Raw genomic sequence first — 23040 nt, 5'->3', positions numbered from 1 at the left:
ATTCACCAAAAGGGCTTTAAAAACAGCTTCGTAATTGGAGAGTCCGTTTGGAAATCCCGCTGTTTATCCTCGCCCTCGTCGCGGCCTTCATCTACACGCTGGTCGCGAGCATCCGCAATTCAAGCCGAATCAAGTCGCTCGAACGGGAGGTGCACAGCCTCAAGCGGCTGATGGCTGCGGGCGTGACGTCGGCTGCGGCAGTGCAAACGGAAAGCACGGAATCCACGGTAAAACCGGATTTCGAGGCGGAAGAGCCAAGCACGCCCCCCGCGGAAGACACAGCCTTCCAGGCTGAATACGCATCCGAGCCCGAAGACGCCGCCGCCATGGCAGCATCGGAAGAGCTGGCGCGCGAGGAGGCCCAACCTGCGCCTGCCGCCGAGGCCGTATCCACCCCGGCAACGAAGGAGAGCTTCGAAAGTCTGCTCGGCGCGCGCTGGGCGGTCTGGGCCGGTGGACTGGCGCTGGCGCTCGGCGGCATTTTCCTCGTTAAATATTCGATCGAATCGGGCCTGCTCAGCCCGGCCGTGCGGCTTTCGCTCGCCGCCATTTTCGGTCTTGTTCTCGGGCTTGCCGGCGAAGCGATCCGCCGCAAGGCGGTGCCGGGCATCGCCACCACCTATTCCAACGCCATGATACCGGGCGTGCTGACGGCGGCGGGCGCATTGACGCTGTTCGGCGTGGTTTATGCAGCCTATGGCATTTACGACTATATCGGTCCCGGCGCGGCTTTTGGCCTGCTTGGCCTCGTCGCTTTCGCCACCATCGGGCTTTCGCTGCTGCACGGGCAGGCGCTGGCCGGTCTCGGCCTTCTCGGTTCGATGCTGACACCCGCGCTGATTTCCACCGAAACGCCGAATATCTGGGCGCTCTTCGTCTTCCTCACCGTCTCCTGGCTGGCAACGGCGGCAGCGGCGCGCAGGCAGGGCTGGACCGTGGTTCCCTCTCTCGCCAGTGCCGGGCTTGGCCTCTGGGCGCTCGGCTATATCGGCTTTTCCGAAACGATCAGCGCCGAACCACCAACACTTGCCCTGCTCGTCATGCTGGCGGGAACAATATTCCTCTGGCCCGGCAAGGCATTCGACACGCCGCCCGCCCAAACTGCCGAAACCGCAGCGCCCGAGCGACGCGCCGTCCGCGCCATGCGGCTTCTGCTACGCCCGTCACTCGCCCTCAATCTCACCGTCTCGATGGCCGTGATCCTGCCGGCAATCGGCTTCCTTTTTGCCGATGGCGGAGTCGATACTCAACCGGCCCTGATCGTTTCAGCGCTCATCGCCGCCCTTGCAGCCCTTGGCGCCGCCCGCCACTATGCGGTATGGCCCGCTATTATCGCAGCACTTGGCGCGCAGGCTGCGGTATCGCTGATGTCACGTCAGGGTCTCGACCTCATCGGCGTTATCAATGACACTGCCGTGTCGCTTCCGCCCGTATCGGTTGGCTATGCGGCGGAAATCGCCATGGCGCTCGGCCTCGGGGCCGTCTTCGTGCTGTCCGCCTTCTCCTTCCTGAAACGCAAGGGTGCTGACGACGCGGATTTCGCCCAGCTCTGGGCTGGTATCGCCGCGCTATTCCCGGTCTGGCTCGCCACCGCAAGCTTTGTCGAATACGGCAATCTCGGCCGCGACTGGCTGCACGCCGCCTATGGCCTCGGCCTCGGCTTCGTGTTGATTGCAGGTGCCGAATGGCTGCACCGGCAGAACAATGAGGCCTATCGCAAGCCGCTCAACATTCTCGTGCTCGGATCATTCGCCGCCTTCGCGCTCAGCCTGCACACGCTGACGGAAGGGCTGGTGACAACCGTTCTGCTTTCGGTCATCGGTTTCATCTATGTGCTGGCAAGCCGTTACCGCAACTGGGAGGTTCTGCCCTGGGTGATGGCCGTGGCAAGCGTTGCCGTTCTCGGCCGCATCGCCTGGGAACCCACCATTGTCGGGCCGCAAAATCTTGGGCTCACGCCGGTCTTCAACGCGCTTCTTCCGGGTTACGGCATTCCCGCACTGCTGGCCGTCGTCTCGGCATGGCTGCTGCGCGACTGGCCGGGGGTCAGGGCGAAGAACTTCCTGCAGGCGATTGCCAGCGTCATGGGGCTTCTCGCCGTCGCCATCCTCATCCGCCACGCAATGAATGGCGGCACGCTGGATGACAGTGTGCCGACGCTTGGCGAACAGTCGATCTATACGCTGCTGACCATTGGCTTCTCGGGCGTGTTGATGACGCTCGATCTGAAGAGCCCCAGCCCCATCTTCCGCTACGGCTCGATGATTGCCGGCGTGATTGCGGTCATCAACGTGCTGACGATGCATTTCTTCACGCTCAACCCCTATTTCACCGGCGAAAATACCGGCCGCATCCCGTTCCTCAACCTGCTGCTGATCGGTTACCTCCTGCCGGCGCTCGCCTATGGCGGCCTTGCCTATTACGCGCGGGGAAAACGTCCCCCGCCCTATGTCAGCATGCTGGCGGTGGCGGGCGCAGCGCTCGGTTTTGCCTGGGCCACACTTTCGGTCCGCCGCTTCTGGCAGGGCGAAAATATTGCCGACTGGAAGGGTTTCCTGCAGGGCGAGACCTACAGCTATTCGGTGGTCTGGCTGCTGATCGGCGTGTTGCTGCTCGTGCTTGGCTCGCGCTTTAATGCCCGCAGCCTGCGTCTGGCATCGGCCGCCTTCGTGCTGATCTCGGTTGCCAAGGCGTTCCTGATCGACATGAGCAATCTCGAAGGCGTGCTGAGGGCGCTGTCCTTCATCGGGCTCGGCGCGGTGCTCATCGGCATCGGCCTGTTCTACCAGAAAATCCTCACCCGGAAGCCGCAGGCATGATCGCGGCCGAGGCTTTCGCGCCCTATGCCGCGCTTGCGCAGGAGCTGATACCGCACGCCGCCGATGCGGGTGACGGCTCGCATGATCTTGCCCATATTCACCGCGTCTTCCGCAACGCCATGCGCATCCATGTGGGCGAAGGCGGCGATGGCACCGTGCTGGCCGCCAGCGTGCTGTTGCATGATTGTGTGGCGGTGGAGAAGAACTCACCGCTGCGCGCGCAGGCCTCGCGGCTTGCGGCGGAAAAGGCATCCGGCATTCTGATGGGGCTCGGCTGGAAACAGGCGGATGTTGACGCCGCCGCCCATGCCATCACCACACACAGCTTTTCCGCCAATATCGAACCGCAGACGCTGGAGGCAAAAATCCTTCAGGATGCCGACCGGCTGGACGCCATCGGCATGGTGGGGGCGGCGCGCTGCTTTTATATTGCCGGGCGCATGGGCTCGGCACTTTACGATCCAGTCGACCCGCTGGCGAAGGACCGGCCGCTTGACGACCGCGCCTTTGCCATCGACCATTTCGAAACCAAGCTGTTCAAGCTGGCCGACGGTTTTCGCACCGAGACAGGCCGGCAGATGGCCAAAGCCCGCCACGAGCGGCTGAAACAGGTGCTGGACCTGTTTCTCGACGAGATCTAAGGAGACCCGAGATGCGTGTGACCGAACTCAACATCTATCCGCTGAAGAGCGCGCGCGGCATTCCCCTCTCCGAAAGCGCCGTTTCGGCCGAAGGCCTGCCGGGTGACCGCCGCGCCATGCTCACCGATCCCTCGGGCCATTTCATCACCCAGCGCGAATTGCCTGCCATCGCCACGGTGCTGGCCCGGCATGAGGATGGCGGCATGGTGCTGGCGCGCGACAGGGAAGATGAGATTTTCGCACGGCCATCCGGGCAGCGCATGGATGTGGCGGTGTGGAAATCGATCGTCAGCGCCAATATCGCCGATGACGAGACCAATGGCACGCTCTCGGCATGGCTGGGGCGCGAGGTAAAGCTCGCCTTTTTTGATGATACCTCGAAACGTATTGCGAGCCTCGAATGGACGGGCAACGAAACGCCCGTCACCTTTGCGGACGGCTACCAGATCCTCGTCACCACCACGGCCTCGCTTGCCGCGCTGAACGACAATATGCGCGCCAATGGCGAAGACGCTGTTGGCATGGAGCGGTTCCGGCCCAATATCGTGCTTGACACGGATGAGCCATGGGCTGAGGACCGCTGGGCGGCCATCGAGATTGGCGGCATTCGCTTCGATCTCGTCAAGCCCTGCGCCCGCTGCATCATGACCACGCAGGATCAGACCACCGGCTCGCGTGATGTGCCCTCCCCCATGAAAGCCATGGGCCGCATCCGCATGTCCGGCGACCGGCGCGTGCCCGGCCCGCTCTTCGGCTGGAATGTGACGCCGCGCAGCCAGGGCAAGCTGTCCGTCGGCGATGTGGCAAAGGTGGTCGAGGAACGGCCGGAAGGCTGGACGATCAAACGGCGGTAAGTTGCTGGTTCGGGTCAAACCCAACCCACAGCCCACAGCGCAAAGTTTTCATAGGCTGGCGCGCCCTCTCTCCATCATTCCTGCGCCTGTCACAGGATGAGGAAAGGACGGAGCGTCACCGCATCACGGTTTGTGCGCCCCGACGATCAGGAAAATCGGGCGGCGATCTTCGTGCTTCAGTTCAGGCCGCTCGGCCATCAAGGCCGGATCAGGCCTCGGCTCCGCCAGCCGCGTCAAAACAAATCCGGCAGCCAGGAGACCATTGAGAAGGCCTGACACCGTGCGGTGATATTTGACCACATCGTCCGCCATCCAGTTGGAGTGGCGCACGCCCTGACTTTGATAATTATCGAGCGGCCAGTGCAGGATTTCGCCATCCTCGCCATAAAACCAGTCCTGTTTTTCCAGCGCCGTGAAAACGGGGTGTTCGATGGAAAAGATGAAATCGCCGCCGGATTTCAGCACGGTGAAAATCTTCGCGAATGCCACGTCGAGATCGCGGACGTAATGCAGGGCGAGAGAACTCAGCACCACATCGAAACTCTCCTGCGGAAAATCGATGTCTTCGATGGCGGCGCGGCGGTATTCGATACCGGGCCCGCCATTTATCTCGGCGGCGCGGTGCAGCATGTTTTCCGAGAGATCAACGCCAACGACATGGCGCGCGCCCTGCTCTGCGGCAAAACGGCAATGCCAGCCGAAACCACAACCGAGATCAAGAAGGCTCCTGTCTTTCAGGGGCGGAAGCATGGCACGCAGCTCATGCCACTCGCCGGCCTGGCGCAGACCCTCCACGGAGCGCGGCATGGCGCTGTAGCGCTCAAAAAACCCGGGATCGTCGTAGATATTCTGTTTCATCGTCTTCTCTCCGGCCGTATTCCATCAATCGCATGAATAGTGGCCGTCAAGAAAAGTCGCTAGTGGGACTGGCTGACAAAAGATAATATTCATCCCATCATAGCGGAATCCGCGGCAAGCCATGTCCCTCTTTTTTGGGACGAAGCGCCGCGATGGGGGAATATTCATGTTGCAAGCCACACGCCAGACAATGCCCTGGCTGATTATCGCCGCCGGGTCACTGATTGCCGTCATGACCTTCGGGCCGCGTTCGGCCATGGGCTTCTTCCAGCTGCCGATGCTTGCCGATACCGGCTGGGACCGTTCCACCTTCGGTCTCGCCATGGCGCTGCAGAACCTCTTCTGGGGTCTCGGCCAGCCCTTCTTCGGCGCCATCGCCGATAAATTCGGCACGGGCCGCGTGCTCGTTCTCTCCGGCTTTCTTTATGCCGCCGGCCTCATCTGCATGTCCTTCGGCACCTCGCCCTTCTGGCTGCATTTTGGCGGCGGCGTGCTTGTCGGGCTCGGCATTGCCGCCGGTTCCTTCAGCGTCATCCTTTCGGCCTTTGCGCGCCATGTCACGCCGCAGCAGCGTTCGCTCGCCTTCGGTATCGGCACGGCGGCGGGTTCGGCCGGCATGTTCCTGTTTGCGCCGATCAGTCAGGGGCTGATTTCCACCTATGGCTGGTCGGACAGCCTCGTCTGGCTTGCCGCGATGATGATGCTCGTGCCGCTGCTCGCCTTCTTCATGCGCGGCAATTCCTCTTCCGGCAGCCAGTCGCAGGCGCAGTTCCAACAGACGGCAGGCGAAGCGCTGAAGGAGGCGCTCGGCCATAAAAGCTACCTGCTTTTGACCACCGGCTTTTTTGTCTGCGGTTTTCAGGTGGCCTTTATCACCGCGCATTTCCCGGCCTATCTCGGCGATATCGGCATCGAACCGCGCTACGCCGTCATCGCCATGGCGCTGATCGGCTTCTTCAACATCATCGGGTCGCTTGCCGCCGGTGTCATTGCCCAGCGTTATTCGAAACCCTATCTGCTCGCCTATATCTATATCGCCCGCTCTGTCGCTGTCACAGCTTTCCTGCTTCTGCCGCAATCGCCGCTTTCGGTCATCATCTTCGCCGCCGTCATGGGCATCCTCTGGCTTTCCACCGTGCCGCCGACCAATGCGCTGGTGGCGATCATGTTCGGCACACGCCATCTCGGCATGCTCGGCGGCGTCGTGTTCCTGTCGCACCAGATCGGCTCGTTCCTCGGCGTCTGGCTCGGCGGCTTCCTTTACGACCGGCTCGGTTCCTATGATCTCGTCTGGTGGCTGGGCGTCGGCATGGGGATTTTTGCGGCCGTCGTGCATTGGCCCATTCAGGAGCGACCGGCCCCGAGGCCTGCAATGGCCTAGTCAGACAGCCTTATCGAGCGCGGGCGGCATCGCCTTCCCCTCAGTCGCCCGGCCTTCCAGCGCCTTCAGCGCCGCCTGCACGAAACCGTCGCGGGCGGCGTTTTCGTTGAGCCCACGCGGATCGTAGACATGCCGGTTGAGGAAATGGGCGGTGAGGCGGAAAGCCGCCGCAAGGCTGTCAGGATCGGCGGCCTTCGACTGGCCTTCGCTCAAGAAAGCCGGAAGCGACAGCATGCGCTCCGCATAGGGCGCGCCTGCCGTGCGGCAAACCGCCCTGCCCGTTTTCGGCGATACATAGATGAGGTCGGTGCGCAGCCCCGTCGCCGCGCATTCGGTAAGATCAAGCCCGAAACCGAGATCGTTCAGCACTGCCAGTTCAAAGCGCACGAACAATTCCCCGGCATCGACGGGGTCGTGGAGATTGTCGAGAATGATATCGAGCGCCTGATAGAGATGCGGGTGCGGATCACGCTCCGGCAGAAGCCTGAGAAGAGCACCCATGGCCTGTACGCCATAAACCGCGGTCGCCGTCTCCATCAGTTGTGCGGCGCGCAATTGCAGCGGCTCGATGCGAAACTCGCCGAGATGATCGTGAAGGCGCGCGCGCCAGATGACATCCACCCGGTTTCCGGCCTGTAGCACCGGCTGCATGCTGCGGGAACGGCCGGAACGGACCAGCCCCAGATGGCGGCCACGCGAAGGGGTCATCACCTCGGCGATGACACTCGTCTCGCCATGGCGTTTTACGCCGAGAATGATTGCCTCTTCCTGCCACTGCATGAAACGCGTCCGAATTTCGATTCAAGGCCGATCATACCCGATCTGGCGGCGAAACGTTATTCTTTTACGGCATTGTCGACCGTGCCGACGAGGTTGAGGACGAAATCGATAATTTCGTTTTCCCCGAAGGGCTTGCCCAGCAATGGCGCATGCATGAGATCATCCGGAAAGCCCGTCGTATCGCCATAGCCGCTGACGAAACCGAAGGGAATTCCCCCATCGCGCAGCCCGCGCGCAAAATCATAGCTCTTGCCGTCGGTAAGGCTGACATCGAGAAGCACACAATCGGCGCCGTCCTCTTCAACGGCCTGTCTCGCCTGCGCCAGCGTCGTGGCGATGACGACGGTTTCCACCCCCATGGACTGGAGAACCGCTTCGACATCAAGCGCCACCAGATATTCATCCTCAACGATGATAACCCGTTGTGGCACCATATGTTTTCTTCTTCCTAAAAAGATGGCCGCAAGGCTCGAAGCTGCGGTTTCCGACATGATTCTCCAGTGAGATATCACGACAGGAGTCGCAAATTACGGCTCCACCGTCATTTAAAAAAGACATGTCGAAAGAAGATCAGATGAAGGGTCTTTGCCGCTTCTCTTCGCTTTCCCAGCTGGCCACATGGCTCAACCCGGCATCATCAAGCACCAGACAACCCTTGTCGGTCCAGCGAATGAGACCGCGATCGACCAGCTTTCTCAAGGTCTTGTTGGTGTGGACAATGGACAGGCCAAGTGTATCCGCCACATGCTGCTGGGTGACCGGGATCGGCGTTTCCCCCTGTATGAGATGGACCGCCTTTGCCTTGCTGTAGAGGAAAACAATCAGATAGGCGGCGCGCTCCAGCGCCGTGCGCCGGCCGATGCTGAGGAGATGGCTGTCGAGCATGCGTTCCTCACTCGCAGCGATCCAGGTCAGGTCATAGGCAAGCGTCGGATGGTCGGTGAAGAGATTATTGAGGCGCGAGCGCTCGAAGACGCATAGGGTGACCGGCGACAGCGCCTCCACCGAATGCTGCATTTCCCCCATCACCGTGCCCTGCAGGCCGACGAGATCGCCGGGCATGACATAGTTCAGTATCTGCCGCCTGCCGTCTTCCAGCGTCTTGTAACGGAAAGCCCAGCCCTGCAAAACGGTGTAAAGATGGGCGCTATGCGAGCCTTCCATCAGGATGACGGAGCCGCCTTCCACCGCAAGTTCCCCCGTCTTGAAACGCGAGACGAAATCTAGCTCGGAGGAGGAAAAGTCGCGGAAATGCGGCAGGTCGCGCAGGGGACATTGCTGGCACGGGGTGGTGGAAATTCCGTTCGGTTTTTTTGGCGACATGAATATCCGTCATCGAAAAAAGGTTGCGCCCAATTGTTTTGGAACAACCCGCCCGAACGTATTCGGTTCCCGATGGTGGGTGAAGATATTCAGTTCGCTATTTGTACGTCGTTCCATCCCCCAGCGCCCTCATTCCTGTGCTTGCCACAGGAATGAGGGGGTGAAGCGGATGTGCTTCAGTTTCGGGGGAATTCCAGTCCCATTTCGCGGAAACGCTCGGGGTCATCACCCCAGTTCTCGCGCACCTTGACGAACAGGAAGAGATGCACCGGCTGTTCGAGGATTTCCGACAGCTCCTTGCGCGAGGCGGTGGAAATGGCCTTGATCGCGTCGCCGTTCTTGCCGAGCGCAATCTTCTTCTGGCTGTCGCGCTCGACATAGATCACCTGCTCGATGCGTACCGAGCCGTCCTTGCGTTCTTCCCACTTTTCCGTCTCGACATGCGAGGCATAGGGAAGCTCCTGATGCAGGCGCAGGAACAGCTTCTCGCGGGTGATTTCGGCAGCGAGCTGGCGCATCGGCAGATCGGAAATCTGGTCTTCCGGATAATACCACGGACCTTCCGGCAGAGCCTCCACCAGATAATCCATCAGGTCTTCGCAACCCGAACCGTTGGTGGCCGAAATCATGAAGGTGCGGTCGAAGGCCACCGTCTCATTGGCGGCGGCGGCAAGCTTAAGCAGGTCTTCGCGCTTCACCTGGTCGATCTTGTTGAGGCAGAGGATCTTCTTCTGCGGAACATCCTTCAGGCCTTCGAGAATGGCCTCGGCGTCGCCTTTAAGACCACGTTCGCTGTCGATCAGCAGCAGGATGAGATCGGCATCCTTCGCGCCGCCCCAGGCGGAGGTGACCATGGCGCGGTCGAGCCGACGGCGCGGCTTGAAGATGCCGGGCGTGTCCATGAAAACGATCTGCGCATTCTTGTGAATGGCGATGCCGCGCATCACGGCGCGCGTCGTCTGAACCTTGTGGCTGACGATCGAGACCTTGGCGCCCACCAGCCTGTTGACCAGCGTCGACTTGCCGGCATTGGTCGGGCCGATAAGGGCCACGAAACCGGAACGGGTCGGAAGGTTGTTGTCTTCGCCTTCAATGGCGGGGTTTTCGTGATCGGTCATGATATCCATCAAGGTCAGAGGTATTCAACATGCGGCCTTATCGGTCCGCCATGCGCTCGATTTAGCACCCTATGGCGGGCGCTCAGTTCTGGGTGGAGCCCTTCTGCCAGACGCCTTCGCGTTCCAGCAATCTGGTTGCCGCCACCTGCTCGGCCGCGCGCTTGGAGCGCTCGACACCGGTTTCCGGCTTTACGCCGGGAATTTCGACAGTCACCGTAAAGCGGGGATCGTGATCCGGTCCGGAGCGATCGTCAATCCTGTAAGAGGGCGTGGTCGCAAATCTGGCATGCGCCCATTCCTGCAATTCGGTCTTGGCGTCTCGCCGTCCGGCATCCACGCTCGTTGCGCGGCCCTGCCAATATTTCAGAATGAACTTGCGCGATGCTTCCAGCCCGCCATCCAGATAGATGGTGGCGATCAGGCTTTCGACCACATCGGCACGCACATTCAACATCGCCTTGCCGGTCAGCTTCTTCACGTCGGATCCGGTACGGATGAAATTGTGCAGCCCCATCTCGTCGCCGATCGCGGCGCAGGATTCGGCGCTGACGAGCTGGTTGAGACGGACGGAGAGTTCACCTTCGGTGGCGTTACGGAAAATGGAGAACAGCAATTCCGCCACGCAGAGGCCGAGAACGCGGTCCCCTAGAAATTCCAGCCGCTCGTAATTGCCTGCCGCGGCGGAGCGGGCGCTGGCATGGGTCAAGGCCCGGTCGAGCCGGGCCTTTTCCTTGAATTCATATCCGATCAACGCTTCCAGACGGGAAATTTCGTCCGCGGAAAGCGGCTTGGTCTTACTCATCCCACAACCTTGAACAGGCGGTCCCAACGCATGTTGGCCGGCCATTCCCAAATGCGGCTGAACGGCGTGTCGTTGCCCAGCGAGAAGAAGATGACGCTGGCGCGGCCGATCAGGTTTTCTTCAGGCACGAAACCGACATCGAAGCGGCTGTCGAGCGAATTGTCTCTGTTGTCGCCCATCATGAAATAATGGCCTTCAGGCACCACGAATTCACGGGTGTTGTCGCCGCGCGAATCGGGCGACTGGTCCAGCGTGTCGTAGGTGACGCCATTATCAAGCGTTTCGCGGAAAACAGGCACATTGGCGCCCGGATCGGCGCGATAATCTGACGTGAAGGTGCCGTCGGGCTGCTTCGGAATCGGCTGACCGTTGATGAACAGCACGCCGTTCGTCACCTGGATGCGATCACCCGGCAGGCCGACGAGACGCTTGATATAATCGACTTCAGGATTGGGCGGCAGGCGGAAGACCACGACGTCGCCGCGCTTCGGCTTGCTGAATTCGAGAATGCGGCCCGAAAACAGGTTCGGCGAAAAAGGCAGCGAATATTTCGAATAGCCGTAGGAGAACTTATTGACGAAAAGATAGTCGCCAACCAGAAGCGTCGGCATCATCGAGCCCGATGGGATCGTGAAGGGCTGAAAAAGCACGGTGCGGATGACCATGGCCAGCAGCAGCGCCTGAATGATGACCTTGACGTTCTCCCAGAGGGCGTTCTGCTTCTTTTCAGCTTTTTCCGACACTTAAAGACCTGCCTGATTGTTTCCCGGCTTCTTCGGCTTCGCGAAGGCTTCCGGGCCGTTGTTTGTAGAGCCTGCGGCGGTGGAGCGGTTTCACACTGCCAGCAAGGCTTTCATATTTCTGCGACTTCTCTAGAACCTTTCCAGCCCGAAGGGAAGCGCTTCTGTCACACGCCCGCAAATAGAGCGCCAATGCGGCAAGGCCGGGGCCTCAATCGATCACGGGAAGCGCTTCTATGATCACAAATGCCTGAGCATAAGGAAAATCGTCCGTGATCGTCAGGTGAATATTGGCGCGGTGGCCGGCGGGCAGCATGGCCGCCAGCCTCTCCCCTGCCCCATTGGTCAGCACCATGGTCGGCTTGCCGCCCGGCAGATTGACGACACCCATATCCTTCCAGAAGACGCCGTTCGCAAGGCCGGTTCCCAGCGCCTTGGAACAGGCTTCCTTGGCGGCGAAACGTTTGGCATAGGAAGCGGCGCGGTTCTTGCGGCCATCGGATTTGGCGCGCTCGATATCGGTGAAACAGCGATGGGTGAAGCGCTCGCCGAAACGTTCGATCGACTTTTCAACGCGGCGGATGTCGATCAGGTCGCTACCCAATCCAATGATCATTTCAGCATCTCCAGAGAAGCATTCTTGTTGGCGGCGCGATGCGCGAGATTTTCCATCTTGCGGCGCTGGAAACCGCTGATGAGGCCATAAACGGCGATATAGGCGATGATTGCGCTGATGCCGGCCGGAAGAAGCGCGCCGATGGTCATGGGCTCCAGCACCGGCGTCCATATCTGCCGGAATTCAAGATGGCTGAACAGCGCCACGAAATCCACATGCGCGGCACTTTCCGTCTTCTGCCGGCCGAGAATGAAGTGTCCCAGCTCCCAGGTGGATGCCCAGATGAACGGAAATGTCAGCGGATTGGCGAAGGTGGTGCCTAGTGCTGCCGCCACGAGATTGACGCGCAAGAGGAAACCAAGCGCCATGGCGATGATGATGTGAACGCCGAGAAACGGCGTCCACGCCACGCCCACACCGATGGCGACACCGGCGGCAACGGAATGCGGAGAGGCGGAAAGCCTGAGCAGGCGCAGCTTCATATAGCGCAGCGAACGGGAAAAACCCGTTCGCGGCCAGAACAGGTCACGAATCTTCTCTGAAAAACCAACGGGTTCACGGCGGCGAAACGGCATGGGGGCAGTCTATTTCATCACCCCGGCGGAGCCAAGAGCATCATAGACGACGGGAGGATTTCTTTTGCAGGCGTATTCTCCGCTTCCGTCATTCCGGCCCTAAGCCGGAACCAGCCGACGCGCGTCTGCGCGGCGTCACCAGATGAATACGAACCTTGCCGGATACTCCGACGTCATCCTCGGGCTTGTCCCGAGGATCTGCAACCGATTGATTTAATTCAACGTGATTAGATCCTTGGGACAAGCCCAAGGATGACGTCGAGGAAATACGCACCCTCTCGCCGTCAACTTCATTGCAAAGGCAGCGTGTCCTATCATTTAGACCGGACAGCGGTGGACGCCCGCTTGAAGCGCGCATTCACATAGTTTTGCGACATGGAGCAACGCGCTGGCCGATAACGGCTGCACCTGCTTATCCCATACGCATGGCGATTGGCTGCCATGCGCTGAGCGCATTACCGGCGGAACAGGCCGCGGTCGATTTCGCGCTGGCGGAATTCGAGATCGACATTCGATACCGAACCGCTGAGATATTCAAATTCGCGTTCCTGGGTGGTCTTGCCACGGACGGCGCGGGCGATCTTGCGAAGCGGAGTAAACATGATTTTCGGTCCTTTCGGTTTGGAACTGGCGTTTCTCATCGGTGTTTATCCACCGGCACGCCGCGTTTCCTTCTCTTCAATTTCTGAGGAGAAAATAGTCGCAAACCACCTTCACGACCAGAGACAGGAAAAGGCCGCTGCCATGCGTTGAGTGCATAACAACGGCCTTCCGGTATCTTCAAAGGATCAAAAATGCCTCAATCGAAGGCACGCGTCACGGTCGAGACGCAGTCGAGATCCTTGAGCTGCGACAGAAGCTGGTTCAACTGCCTGAGATCCCAGACTTCGACATCCAGCGCCAGCTCGGAAAAATCCGTGCCGATGCGGACCATGTTGAGCCCTCGGATATTGACATCAAGCGTGGCGATCGATTGCGCCACGGAGGCGAGCGTGCCCGGCTCGTTCAGCGCATTGATCATCACCCGCGCCATGAAGCGCGACTTGTTCGCCTCATCGAGATCCCAGCGGACATCGATCCAGCGCTCCGGCTCATCGTCGAAACGCTGCAGCGCCGGCGCCTGAATGGGATATATGGTAATGCCCTTGCCTTTTTCCATGATGCCGACGATGCGGTCACCAGGAACCGCGCCGGCGGCACCGAAATGCACGTCGACATTGCCGGAAAGGCCGCGGATGGGCAGCGGGTCCGGCCCATCCAGCATTTCGGCCGCGCCATCGTCCTCCAGAGCGGAGCGCGACTTGCCGGGGATCTTGAAGACCATGCCGGAAGCGCTGCGCATGTTGAACCAACCATCGTCACCGGTCATCTTCACCGTGACGCGCTCGTCCTGATAATCCGGATAGACCGCACGCAGCACATCGAGCGAGGAGACCTCACCGCGCCCGACGGCGGCGATCGCGTCTTCCACATCCTTCTGCGCCAGACGATGAAGAACGGGCTTCAGTGCTTCACGCGAGAAGGCCTTGCCGGCGCGCTCGAAGGTGCGTTCCAGAATGCGATAGCCGAGGCCGGAATATTGCTTGCGGATCGCCATGCGGGTGGCGCGACGAATGGCCGAGCGGGCCTTGCCCGTCACCACCACCTCTTCCCATGCGGCAGGCGGCACCTGCACGCCCGAGCGGATGATCTCCACTTCGTCGCCATTGTTGAGCCGGGTCACGAGCGGCATGATCCGCCCGTTGATCTTGGCGCCAACCGTCGTGTCGCCGATATTGGTGTGCACCGCATAGGCGAAATCGATGGGGGTCGCACCGCGCGGCAACGCAATCAGCTTGCCCTTGGGCGTGAAGCAGAACACCTGATCCTGGAACAGTTCCAGTTTGGTATGTTCGAGGAATTCTTCCGGGCTGTCGCCCTCGGCCAGCGATTCGATGGTGTGACGCAGCCAGGAATAGGCGTTGCTTTCCCGGGAGAGCAGGTCGCCCTCCCCGTTTTCCCCGTCCTTATAGAGCGCATGCGCGGCAATGCCAAATTCGGCGATCTCGTGCATGCGCTTGGTGCGGATCTGCAGCTCGATACGCTGGCGCGAGGGTCCGACGATGGTGGTGTGAATGGAGCGATAGTCGTTCTGCTTCGGCGTGGAGATGTAATCCTTGAAGCGACCCGGCACCACGCGCCAGCGGGTGTGCACGATGCCCAGCGCCCGGTAGCAGGCGGGAATATCGTCAACCAGAATGCGGAAACCGTAAACATCCGAAAGCTGCTCGAAGGAAAGCGACTTCGCCTGCATCTTGCGGAAAACCGAATGGGGCTTTTTCTGCCGCCCTTTTACGTTGGCCCCGATCAGGCCGTTCGCCACGAGAAGCTCGCGCAATTCGTCCTCGATCTTCTTGATCAGGCCTTCATTGCGCGTTTCCAGTTCCTGCAGGCGGTTGGTCACCGTCTCATAGGCTTCCGGGTTGAGATAACGGAAGGACAGGTCCTCCAGCTCGTCGCGCATGTCCTGCATGCCCATGCGGCCGGCGAGCGGCGCATAGATTTCCATGGTCTCTTCGGAAATGCGGCTGCGCTTGTCGGCCGGCATGTATTCCATGGTGCGCATATTGTGCAGGCGGTCGGCGAGCTTGACCAAGAGAACGCGCACGTCGTCGGAAATGGCGAGCAGCAGCTTGCGAAGGTTTTCGGCCTGTTTCGCCTTGCGGGTAACGAGGTCGAGCTTCTTGAGCTTGGTGAGGCCTTCCACAAGCCGGCCGATATCTTCGCCGAATAGCTCGTCGATTTCCGCGCGGGTGGCGGTGGTGTCCTCGATCGTATCGTGCAGCAGCGCCACCGCGATGGTCGATTCGTCGAGATGCATTTCTGTGAGGATCGCGGCAACTTCCAGCGGATGCGAGATATAGGGGTCGCCATTGGCCCGCTTCTGCTGGCCGTGTTTCTGCATGGCGTAAACATAGGCCTTGTTCAGCAGGGCCTCATTCGCATCCGGTTTGTATTTTTGAACTCGCTCAACGAGTTCGTATTGCCGCATCATGCGATATTCCACAAAAAGAAAGCGCGCCAACCTTGGGGTCGGCGCACAATGCTGCATCAATAGGGATCAGATTATGACGGCAACTATTGACAGACGGTAACCACCGCCTGCCAAAGGCGTCATAAAGTCAGATCAATAATCGTCATTTTTTTCCGGCGGCACAAGGCCTTCGATACCGGCCAGCAGTTCTTCTTCCGACATCTGGTCGAAAGTGACGGTTTCCGGCTGGTCGTCGTCTTCGCCATCAGCAATAGCGGAGGCGGCGAGCGTGACCGGATCGGGCTCGGGCTCGTCCACTTCCACATGCTTCTGCAGCGAATGGATGAGGTCTTCCTTGAGATCGTCGGGAGACAGCGTCTCATCAGCGATTTCGCGCAGCGCAACGACAGGGTTCTTGTCGTTATCGCGGTCAACCGTGATGGAAGAGCCCTGCGAAATCTGGCGCGCACGGTGGCTAGCGAGAAGCACCAGCTCGAAACGGTTGTCTACTTTATCAATGCAATCTTCTACTGTGACGCGGGCCATTGCCTGTCCTTTGTGGGTCGTAATGTCGTGGATCAGAGCGCGGTGCGATATTAGCGATGCACCGGCTGTGCCCTAACCTATTGAATCTGCGCCTCGCGCCTTGCGAAAAACACTCAAGATTTCTCGTGACGAAGCTTTCCAGCTTCCGATACAGCCATTGGCCGCGGAATTCAAGTTTTTCCTGTATTTGGCGTCTTTTGGCAACTTATCCGCCATGTTTGGCGTCTGATGAACAAAATGTCTAGAAGAATTGTCTTGGAATACGGGGGAAGGTAGCTTACTTAAAACGCAACGGCGATGCGCAAAATTCGTTGATACGACATGATTTTTTGCGTTAGCGACCGGAAATAAAAGCCAGATAATGGCCTTTCCAAAAAAAAGGAATGGGATGGAATGTTCGATCCACGGGAGAAAATTGCGCTCTTCATAGACGGAGCCAATCTTTATGCAGCATCGAAAAGCCTGGGGTTCGATATTGACTATCGCAAGCTTCTGAAGGCGTTTCAGAAGCGTGGCTATCTGCTGCGCGCCTATTATTACACCGCTCTTATCGAAGATCAGGAATATTCCTCGATCCGCCCGCTGATCGACTGGCTGGATTATAACGGCTACAAGGTCGTCACCAAGCCCGCCAAGGAATTCACCGACGCACTCGGCCGCCGCAAGATCAAGGGCAATATGGACATCGAACTGGCAGTCGACGCCATGGAGCAGTCCGAGACCGTCGATCACCTGGTGCTGTTTTCCGGCGACGGCGATTTCACCACGCTGGTGGATGCGCTGCAGCGCAAGGGCCGCAAGGTTTCCGTGGTTTCCACCATGGCCACCCAGCCCGCCATGATCGCCGACGATCTGCGCCGCCAGGCCGATCACTTCATCGATCTGATGACGCTGAAGGCCGAAATCGGGCGCGACCCGAACGAGCGCCCCGTTCGTCACGCCGAAGGTCCAGAGACCGTCTGATTCGGTTTTTGTACCGCTGATATTGCAAAAACGCGTCCGTCCAAAAGACGGGCGCGTTTTTGTTTCAAGCGTCTCCAGCAGGACAAAATTCCTTTTAGAATTAACAAACATCAAATTCAGCCAGTCGAAATTATATCTTGGTTAATTTTAGACGTGTCTAAATCACGCAACGGCGCCAGAGACGTGAATTGGGCGCCAGATCAGGATGACTAGACATGCATGGCCAAGAAAAAACCGACCGACAACTCGATGAAAGACTGAATTTTCTGGGGCTCGGCCACGGTGAGCGGCAAAATCTTTCAGACATGAAGGGCGTCATCACCGGCTCTCTCGACGCCTCTCTCGATCGTTTTTATGCGAAGGTCCGCTCGGTGCCGGAGACCGCGAAGTTCTTCGCGAACGACGCGCATGTACAGCACGCCAAGGCCATGCAGCTCAAACACTGGGCAAGGATCGCCTCGGGCACATTCAACGCGGATTATACCGATGCCGTGACCGCCATCGGCCGCACCCATGCAAGGCTCGGGCTGGAGCCGCGATGGTACATCGGCGGTTATGCGCTGATGCTCGATGGCATCGTAAAGGCTCTGGTCGAGTCCGAGTTGAAGGGCCTCTTCATGGAAAAGAAGGCCAGGAAGGTGAAGGACGCCTTGTCCGCCACCATCAAGGCCGCGCTTCTCGACATGGATTATTCGATCTCCGTCTATCTCGACGTGCTTGCCGCCGAGCGGCACAAGGTGGAGGCCGAACAGGCGCAGATGAAGAAGGAGCAGGAGCATGTTCTCGCACTGCTCAACAGCGCCCTCGACAGGCTGGCCAATGGCGACCTCACCTCCAGCATCGGTGAAAAGACCGCGCTGCAATTCCAGGGGCTGATCGCCAATTTCAACGCCGCCGTCGGCAATCTCTCCGGCGCATTTGCGCAGATCGTCGAGGAAGCGAACAAGATTTCCGGCAATACGCGCGAACTGACGTCAGCGACCGACGACATGGCCCGCCGGACGGAGCAGCAGGCCGCGGCCCTTGAGGAAACCGCCGCCGCTGTTGAGGAAATCACCACCATTTCCAAATTGTCGGCGCAGCGTTCCGAAGAGGCCAAGGCCATCGTCGAAAGCTCGGCCGTTGAAGCCGCGCGCTCGCGCGATGTGGTGACGGAAGCGGTGAAGGCGATGGGGGCCATCGAGGACTCATCGCAGAAGATCACCCAGATCATCTCTGTCATTGACGAGATTTCGTTCCAGACCAATCTTCTGGCGCTGAATGCCGGCGTGGAAGCCGCGCGCGCCGGCGAAGCGGGCAAGGGTTTCGCCGTCGTTGCTCAGGAAGTGCGCGAACTGGCGCAGCGTTCAGCCAACGCCGCAAAGGAAATCAAGACCCTGATCTCCAAATCCTCCGCGGATGTGATGCAAGGCGTCTCGCTGGTCAACAAGACAGGCGAATCCTTGAATACGATCGGCAACAAGGTGGATCATATTCAGGAACACATTGCCTCGCTGACCAAGGCGGCGCAGGAGCAATCCGTCGGCATTCAGGAAATCAGCGCCGCTATCAACAGCATGGATAATCTGACCCAGAAGAATGCGGCCATGGTGGAAGAAACCAATGCGGCCACGCACAATCTGAGCGATGTCAGCGCCAATCTGGCGGCGCTCGTCAGCCGGTTCAGCGTCTCGGCAACGAAAGCTCATGTGGAGCGGACTTACAAGGCGGCGTAACGGGGCCCGGCGCGCGCAACACACTCCCGTCATACCGGCCTTAAGCCGGGATCCAGCCAGTCCAAGTCCTTGGGCTGAAAGAACTCTTTCCACGGCGCAGACGCGCCGTGACTGGATGCCGGATCAAGTCCGGCATGACGGAGGAACAAGCGGTGAAAGGCAGCAAGCCCCTGCCCGGCAAAATTTATTGCCGCTCAGGCGTTGCCACCCTTCAGCAAGCGCGACTTCTGCCGGTTCCAGTCGCGTTCCTTCTCGGTCTCGCGCTTGTCGTGCAGCTTCTTGCCCTTGGCGAGCGCCAGTTCCAGCTTCGCGCGGCCTTTTTCGTTGAAATAGACCTTCAAGGGTACCAGCGTCATGCCTTCGCGGTTGATACCGGCGCGCAGGCGGTTGATCTCGCGCTTGCTCAAAAGCAGCTTGCGACGGCGGCGCGGCTCGTGGTTGAAGCGGTTGGCCTGCAGATATTCCGGCAGGTGGGAATTGATGAGCCAGATTTCATCGCCCTCGTCCGACGCGTAGGATTCGGCGATATTCGCCTTGCCTTCGCGCAGCGACTTGACCTCGGTGCCGGTCAGCACGAGCCCTGCTTCATAGGTATCGATGATTTCGTAGTTGAAACGGGCCTTGCGGTTTTCCGCAACGATCTTGTTCACCACGCGCTGGCTGCCTTTGGGGGCCATGATATTTCAATCCCTTGTTTTTCTTATTGCGCCTTCGGCTTACCGCCGAGAGCGGTTTTCGAACCTCTATTTAATGTTGTCGTCGCAAAAAGAAAAGGCGCGCCGAACGGCTTCTGTTTCGAAGCGGTCCATGGCGCGCCTTTTAGGTTTTCAGGCGTGTCTCAGTTCATCAGGCCGGCATGCTTCAGCGCCGCATCGATGGCCGCTTCCGTTGCCGGTTCCAGCGTGCTCATCAAGGGCGAACGGACCCGGCGATTGCCGCCGCGGGTCTTCGACAGCGCATATTTGGTGCCGCAGACGCCGGGCTCCATGAAGATGGCCTTGTGCAGCGGCATCAGGCGATCCTGATATTCCAGCGCCTTGGCGTAATCACCCGCGAGCATCGCCGCCTGGAATTCCGAACAGAGGCGCGGCGCGACATTGGCGGAGACAGAAATGCAGCCGACGCCGCCATGGGCGTTGAAACCGAGCGCCGTACCATCCTCACCCGAAAGCTGGATAAAATCCTTGCCGCAGGAAATACGCTGTTCGGAAACGCGATCGATCTTGCCCGTCGCATCCTTCACACCGACGATGTTCTTATGCGCCTTGACCAAGGCGCCCATGGTTTCCGGCGACATATCCACCACCGAGCGCGGCGGGATATTGTAGATGACGATCGGCAGCTTCACCGCTTCTGCCACGGCGGAAAAATGGGCGAACAGGCCCTTCTGGGTCGGTTTGTTGTAATAGGGCGTCACCACCAGCAGCGCATCCGCACCGGCTTCCTGCGCGTGCAGCGCAAGCTCGATCGCCTCATCGGTATTGTTGGAGCCAGCGCCCGCAATGACCGGAACCCGTTTCGCCGCTACCTCGATGCACAGCTCGACGACACGTTTGTGCTCGTCGTGGGAGAGGGTTGGAGATTCCCCCGTTGTGCCCACGGGCACAAGTCCGTTGCTGCCTTCAGCGATCTGCCATTCCACATGGGCGGCAAACGCCTGTTCGTCCACGGCGCCATTGTCCGTGAACGGGGTAATGAGGGCGGGAATTGATCCCTTGAACATGCAAAGCTCCTGGCGCCGAGCCGGTTCATGCTTCGGCCGCATTCGATGGTTAAAACCGGCACACATTAGAGCCAGCCCTTGGCGCCGACAAGCGCTAAGGCAGCGTATTTTGTCCGAAATTGTCGGAAGTGTGACAGTCTCCGGACCGTGATCGGCAAGCACAAAAGGCCGGCACCGAAAAGAGACGCCGCTCGCGGGCCGGTGAATAAAGGTTGATTGAATTGCGGGGCGGTTATTAAGATTTCATTAAGGCTGAAATCCCAAGATTCCGGTGCGGGACATCAGACCGTTTTCGGCAATCCCGCTGCAATGAAGCGATATTACAAGAAAGTCGACAAATCCGTTACACGATGAAGAGCGGCATGAAAAAGACAGTCTGGGGATTGATGGCGGCGGGCCTTGCCGCAACCGTTTGGAACGCACTGGCCGGGCCGCTGCCGGAAGGTGCGGCGCCGCTTCCCTATGTCAAGCCGAATGCACCTGCTGTTCCGGCCTTCATGCCGGCCTCGCCCGAGATCACCGGCGCCATACCGCGCCTCAACCGCCCCGATGACACAAGCCAGTTGAAGGCAGGTCTCGACGCGCTTTCGAGCCGTGATGCGGCCCGCGCGATTGCGCTGCGCAACACCATGCCGACCGGCAGCCTTGACCGCCATATCCTCACCTGGGCTATTGCCGTTTCCGGCCAGAAGGACGTCGCTTCCGCCGAAATTGCCGCTGCCCAGCGCGAGCTCTCCGGTTGGCCGGGTGCGGCGACGCTGCGCGCCAATTCCGAAAAAGCGCTTTACCGCGAAGATCCGCCCGCACCCCAGGTGCTTGCCGCCTTCGGCAATAGCCGTCCGGAAACCGCCGAAGGCACCGTGGTGTTCGCCAAGGCGCTCGCCTCCTCCGGTAAAGCTGCCGAATCCCAAAGTCTCATTCGCCAGCTCTGGGTCAGCGAAGGCATGGACAAGGACATGGAAGACCGTGTGCTTGCCGAGTTCCCCGCCTATCTGACGCCCGCCGACCACAAGGCGCGCATGGATTATCTGATGTATCGCAGCCGCATCAGCCAGGCGAAGCGTTTTGGTGATCTCGGCAAGGCGCAGTCGCTTTACAACGCCTGGGCAGCCGTGCTGCAGCGATCCGCAACCGCAAGCGCGCTCCTCGGCAAGGTCGACGCCTCCTGGCGCAGCGACCCTGCTTATCTCTTCGCGCGGGTGGAAAACCTGCGCAACCAGCAGGAATATCCCGAAGCAGCGGCCCTTCTGCGACAGGCGCCGAAGGAAGCGGCCAAGCTTGTTAATCCCGGCGAATGGTGGAATGAGCGCCGCATCATCGCCCGCGGTGTCGCCGATCTCGGTGATTTCGCCGAGGCCTATCGCATTGTCGCCAATCATTCTGCCACCTCGGCGGTCGATACCGCCGATGCGGAATTCCATGCCGGCTGGTACGCGCTGAGGGCGCTGCGCGACCCGGCGACGGCTTCGCGTCACTTCAACACGCTGCTTCAGACCTCCAACCGGCCGCTCTCGGCGTCGCGCGCCTATTATTGGCTAGGTCGGGCGGCGGAAGCCGGCGGGCCGGGCGATGCCCGCGACTTCTTCACCAAGGCAGCCGCTCATCCCGGCACGTTTTACGGCCAGCTCGCCGCAGCGCGAATCGGCGCAAAAACATTAAACGTCACCTATCCGAGCCCCAGAACCAGCGACCGGGAACGTTTCGCCGGCCGCGAAGCCGTGCGCGCCATCGACCGGCTGGAAGCCGCCGGTTACGGCTGGCGCGCCGACAGCCTTTACCGGTCGCTTGCGGAACAGCTCGACAGTCCCGGCGAGCTTGCCATTCTGGCGGCAAGGGCGGAGGGCAACGGCAATCATCAGGTTTCGCTGCAGATCGGCAAGACGGCCTTCAGCCGGGGCATCGATGCGGCGGCGCTCGCCTATCCGCTCGGCGTCATTCCCGCCAGCGCCAATATTGCCGGCTCCGGCAAGGCGCTCGCCTATGCGATTGCCCGGCAGGAAAGCGCTTTCAATCCCGCCGCCGTCTCCGCCGCCAATGCCCGCGGCCTGCTGCAGCTGCTGCCCGGAACCGCCAAGGGCGTGGCCGGCCGCCACGGCCTGCCCTACACGCAGGCGATGCTGACCAGCGATGCGGGCTACAACGCCACGCTCGGCGCGCATTATCTCGGTGAACAGATCGACAGCTTCGGTGGATCCTACATCCTCACCTTCATCGCCTATAATGCCGGACCGAAACGCGTGCCGGAATGGATCTCCCGATATGGCGATCCGCGCGGCAAGCCGATCGACGAGGTGGTCGACTGGATCGAACGCATCCCCTTCCCCGAAACGCGCAATTACGTGCAGCGGGTGATGGAGAATTATCAGGTTTATAAGACGCGGCTGGGGCAACAGGCCGATATTGTCGATGATCTGCGCCATGGGCGTGCGGGATAAGGCAGCATTCTTCCGCCAATCGCTGATCGTTCTAAAACATTCAAGCATCGGTTCGCCCGGTGCTTTTTTGTTTTCCGTGTTTGAATAACGCCTCTCAGCGCCGGAAGCCATCAAACGAAAAACCCCGGCATTTCTGCC

22 protein-coding genes are annotated in these 23040 nt (G+C 59.9%); 8 read left to right on the top strand and 14 right to left on the bottom strand.

The window, feature by feature from the left end; genetic code table 11:
* The first annotated feature begins 47 nt into the window (after positions 1-47).
* Genes QRN60_RS04645 through QRN60_RS04635 form a run of 3 tightly spaced genes read left to right on the top strand, consistent with a single transcriptional unit; the run spans position 48 to position 4314 of the window.
* Positions 48-2819, top strand: coding sequence for a DUF2339 domain-containing protein (locus QRN60_RS04645; RefSeq protein WP_165001873.1), 2772 nt, complete (start codon positions 48-50; stop codon positions 2817-2819).
* Positions 2816-3460: an HD domain-containing protein gene (locus tag QRN60_RS04640; RefSeq protein ID WP_111793947.1), complete on the top strand. Its 645-nt coding sequence runs from the start codon at positions 2816-2818 to the stop codon at positions 3458-3460. The genes QRN60_RS04645 and QRN60_RS04640 overlap by 4 nt, the downstream gene beginning before the upstream one ends.
* A gap of 11 nt (positions 3461-3471) precedes the next feature.
* On the top strand, positions 3472-4314 hold the full coding sequence (locus QRN60_RS04635; RefSeq protein ID WP_111793948.1) for an MOSC domain-containing protein: 843 nt from the start codon (positions 3472-3474) through the stop codon (positions 4312-4314).
* Between the two features lie 123 nt (positions 4315-4437).
* Here the strand turns inward: QRN60_RS04635 and QRN60_RS04630 are convergent, their stop codons facing one another.
* Complete coding sequence (locus tag QRN60_RS04630) at positions 4438-5172, bottom strand: class I SAM-dependent methyltransferase (protein ID WP_111793949.1); 735 nt, start codon at positions 5170-5172, stop codon at positions 4438-4440.
* A gap of 166 nt (positions 5173-5338) precedes the next feature.
* Between QRN60_RS04630 and QRN60_RS04625 the strand changes: the two genes are divergently transcribed.
* The gene (locus QRN60_RS04625; RefSeq protein ID WP_165000572.1) at positions 5339-6553 is read left to right on the top strand and encodes an MFS transporter; all 1215 of its coding nucleotides are present in this window, start codon (positions 5339-5341) and stop codon (positions 6551-6553) included.
* Here QRN60_RS04625 and recO read toward each other — a convergent pair whose 3' ends face one another.
* From recO to QRN60_RS04580, 9 genes are all read right to left on the bottom strand, one after another.
* Positions 6554-7333 carry a DNA repair protein RecO gene (gene recO / locus QRN60_RS04620; protein ID WP_003501952.1) on the bottom strand — a complete coding sequence of 260 codons (780 nt, stop codon included), beginning with the start codon at positions 7331-7333 and terminating at the stop codon, positions 6554-6556. It abuts the gene before it with no gap.
* A gap of 56 nt (positions 7334-7389) precedes the next feature.
* A complete protein-coding gene (locus tag QRN60_RS04615) occupies positions 7390-7767 on the bottom strand; it encodes a response regulator (protein ID WP_031234546.1) in 378 nt (125 codons plus the stop codon).
* A 136-nt stretch (positions 7768-7903) separates the two neighbouring features.
* Positions 7904-8656: a Crp/Fnr family transcriptional regulator gene (locus QRN60_RS04610; RefSeq protein ID WP_020813373.1), complete on the bottom strand. Its 753-nt coding sequence runs from the start codon at positions 8654-8656 to the stop codon at positions 7904-7906.
* Between the two features lie 176 nt (positions 8657-8832).
* On the bottom strand, positions 8833-9783 hold the full coding sequence (gene era, locus QRN60_RS04605) for a GTPase Era (protein ID WP_161974047.1): 951 nt from the start codon (positions 9781-9783) through the stop codon (positions 8833-8835).
* A gap of 73 nt (positions 9784-9856) precedes the next feature.
* Positions 9857-10576: a ribonuclease III gene (gene rnc, locus QRN60_RS04600; protein WP_003509950.1), complete on the bottom strand. Its 720-nt coding sequence runs from the start codon at positions 10574-10576 to the stop codon at positions 9857-9859.
* Positions 10573-11319, bottom strand: a complete 747-nt coding sequence (gene lepB / locus QRN60_RS04595) for a signal peptidase I (protein ID WP_060723996.1) — start codon at positions 11317-11319, stop codon at positions 10573-10575. Before lepB ends, rnc begins: the two co-directional genes overlap by 4 nt.
* Before the next feature lie 208 nt (positions 11320-11527).
* On the bottom strand, positions 11528-11932 hold the full coding sequence (gene acpS, locus QRN60_RS04590; RefSeq protein ID WP_003509952.1) for a holo-ACP synthase: 405 nt from the start codon (positions 11930-11932) through the stop codon (positions 11528-11530).
* Positions 11929-12507: a DUF2062 domain-containing protein gene (locus tag QRN60_RS04585; protein ID WP_099085525.1), complete on the bottom strand. Its 579-nt coding sequence runs from the start codon at positions 12505-12507 to the stop codon at positions 11929-11931. The genes acpS and QRN60_RS04585 overlap by 4 nt, the downstream gene beginning before the upstream one ends.
* Before the next feature lie 455 nt (positions 12508-12962).
* Positions 12963-13109, bottom strand: a complete 147-nt coding sequence (locus QRN60_RS04580; RefSeq protein WP_003496944.1) for a hypothetical protein — start codon at positions 13107-13109, stop codon at positions 12963-12965.
* Between QRN60_RS04580 and QRN60_RS04575 the strand changes: the two genes are divergently transcribed.
* Positions 13108-13260, top strand: coding sequence for a hypothetical protein (locus tag QRN60_RS04575; protein WP_020009552.1), 153 nt, complete (start codon positions 13108-13110; stop codon positions 13258-13260). The two genes, QRN60_RS04580 and QRN60_RS04575, sit on opposite strands and share 2 nt — an antisense overlap.
* Positions 13261-13306: 46 nt before the next feature.
* On the opposite strand, the gene QRN60_RS04570 is transcribed toward QRN60_RS04575, so the two are convergent.
* Positions 13307-15541, bottom strand: a complete 2235-nt coding sequence (locus QRN60_RS04570; protein ID WP_003509955.1) for a RelA/SpoT family protein — start codon at positions 15539-15541, stop codon at positions 13307-13309.
* A gap of 132 nt (positions 15542-15673) precedes the next feature.
* On the bottom strand, positions 15674-16066 hold the full coding sequence (gene rpoZ / locus QRN60_RS04565; RefSeq protein ID WP_020009554.1) for a DNA-directed RNA polymerase subunit omega: 393 nt from the start codon (positions 16064-16066) through the stop codon (positions 15674-15676).
* A gap of 393 nt (positions 16067-16459) precedes the next feature.
* On the opposite strand from rpoZ, the gene QRN60_RS04560 reads away from it, so the two are divergent.
* Positions 16460-17029 carry a LabA-like NYN domain-containing protein gene (locus QRN60_RS04560; protein WP_003509957.1) on the top strand — a complete coding sequence of 190 codons (570 nt, stop codon included), beginning with the start codon at positions 16460-16462 and terminating at the stop codon, positions 17027-17029.
* A 215-nt stretch (positions 17030-17244) separates the two neighbouring features.
* Complete coding sequence (locus QRN60_RS04555) at positions 17245-18744, top strand: methyl-accepting chemotaxis protein (RefSeq protein WP_003509958.1); 1500 nt, start codon at positions 17245-17247, stop codon at positions 18742-18744.
* Between the two features lie 194 nt (positions 18745-18938).
* Here the strand turns inward: QRN60_RS04555 and smpB are convergent, their stop codons facing one another.
* Together smpB and dapA are read right to left on the bottom strand one after the other, a co-directional pair.
* Positions 18939-19421, bottom strand: a complete 483-nt coding sequence (gene smpB, locus QRN60_RS04550) for an SsrA-binding protein SmpB (protein WP_003509959.1) — start codon at positions 19419-19421, stop codon at positions 18939-18941.
* Positions 19422-19582: 161 nt separating this feature from the next.
* Positions 19583-20467, bottom strand: a complete 885-nt coding sequence (gene dapA / locus QRN60_RS04545) for a 4-hydroxy-tetrahydrodipicolinate synthase (RefSeq protein ID WP_003509960.1) — start codon at positions 20465-20467, stop codon at positions 19583-19585.
* Between the two features lie 362 nt (positions 20468-20829).
* Between dapA and QRN60_RS04540 the strand changes: the two genes are divergently transcribed.
* Complete coding sequence (locus tag QRN60_RS04540) at positions 20830-22902, top strand: lytic transglycosylase domain-containing protein (protein ID WP_165000573.1); 2073 nt, start codon at positions 20830-20832, stop codon at positions 22900-22902.
* Positions 22903-23040 lie beyond the last annotated feature (138 nt).

It is taken from the genome of Agrobacterium sp. CFBP2214 (genome assembly GCF_030209895.1).
GTDB classification, from domain to species: Bacteria; Pseudomonadota; Alphaproteobacteria; order Rhizobiales; family Rhizobiaceae; genus Agrobacterium; species Agrobacterium radiobacter.
Note: the sequence above shows the minus strand (reverse complement) of the source record. Positions and strands in the feature narration are given on the sequence as shown.

Bases quoted from the DNA above. Each gene is read 5' to 3' on its own strand.
- QRN60_RS04555 (WP_003509958.1), top strand. From the start codon at position 17,245: ATGCATGGCCAAGAAAAAACCGACCGACAACTCGATGAAAGACTGAAT.
- rpoZ (WP_020009554.1), bottom strand. From the start codon at position 16,066: ATGGCCCGCGTCACAGTAGAAGATTGCATTGATAAAGTAGACAACCGT.
- QRN60_RS04610 (WP_020813373.1), bottom strand. From the start codon at position 8,656: ATGTCGCCAAAAAAACCGAACGGAATTTCCACCACCCCGTGCCAGCAA.
- recO (WP_003501952.1), bottom strand. From the start codon at position 7,333: ATGCAGTGGCAGGAAGAGGCAATCATTCTCGGCGTAAAACGCCATGGC.
- acpS (WP_003509952.1), bottom strand. From the start codon at position 11,932: ATGATCATTGGATTGGGTAGCGACCTGATCGACATCCGCCGCGTTGAA.
- QRN60_RS04575 (WP_020009552.1), top strand. From the start codon at position 13,108: ATGATTTTCGGTCCTTTCGGTTTGGAACTGGCGTTTCTCATCGGTGTT.
- QRN60_RS04585 (WP_099085525.1), bottom strand. From the start codon at position 12,507: ATGCCGTTTCGCCGCCGTGAACCCGTTGGTTTTTCAGAGAAGATTCGT.
- era (WP_161974047.1), bottom strand. From the start codon at position 9,783: ATGGATATCATGACCGATCACGAAAACCCCGCCATTGAAGGCGAAGAC.
- QRN60_RS04635 (WP_111793948.1), top strand. From the start codon at position 3,472: ATGCGTGTGACCGAACTCAACATCTATCCGCTGAAGAGCGCGCGCGGC.
- dapA (WP_003509960.1), bottom strand. From the start codon at position 20,467: ATGTTCAAGGGATCAATTCCCGCCCTCATTACCCCGTTCACGGACAAT.
- smpB (WP_003509959.1), bottom strand. From the start codon at position 19,421: ATGGCCCCCAAAGGCAGCCAGCGCGTGGTGAACAAGATCGTTGCGGAA.
- rnc (WP_003509950.1), bottom strand. From the start codon at position 10,576: ATGAGTAAGACCAAGCCGCTTTCCGCGGACGAAATTTCCCGTCTGGAA.
- QRN60_RS04640 (WP_111793947.1), top strand. From the start codon at position 2,816: ATGATCGCGGCCGAGGCTTTCGCGCCCTATGCCGCGCTTGCGCAGGAG.
- QRN60_RS04580 (WP_003496944.1), bottom strand. From the start codon at position 13,109: ATGTTTACTCCGCTTCGCAAGATCGCCCGCGCCGTCCGTGGCAAGACC.
- QRN60_RS04630 (WP_111793949.1), bottom strand. From the start codon at position 5,172: ATGAAACAGAATATCTACGACGATCCCGGGTTTTTTGAGCGCTACAGC.
- QRN60_RS04560 (WP_003509957.1), top strand. From the start codon at position 16,460: ATGTTCGATCCACGGGAGAAAATTGCGCTCTTCATAGACGGAGCCAAT.
- QRN60_RS04615 (WP_031234546.1), bottom strand. From the start codon at position 7,767: ATGGTGCCACAACGGGTTATCATCGTTGAGGATGAATATCTGGTGGCG.
- QRN60_RS04540 (WP_165000573.1), top strand. From the start codon at position 20,830: ATGAAAAAGACAGTCTGGGGATTGATGGCGGCGGGCCTTGCCGCAACC.
- QRN60_RS04625 (WP_165000572.1), top strand. From the start codon at position 5,339: ATGTTGCAAGCCACACGCCAGACAATGCCCTGGCTGATTATCGCCGCC.
- QRN60_RS04570 (WP_003509955.1), bottom strand. From the start codon at position 15,541: ATGATGCGGCAATACGAACTCGTTGAGCGAGTTCAAAAATACAAACCG.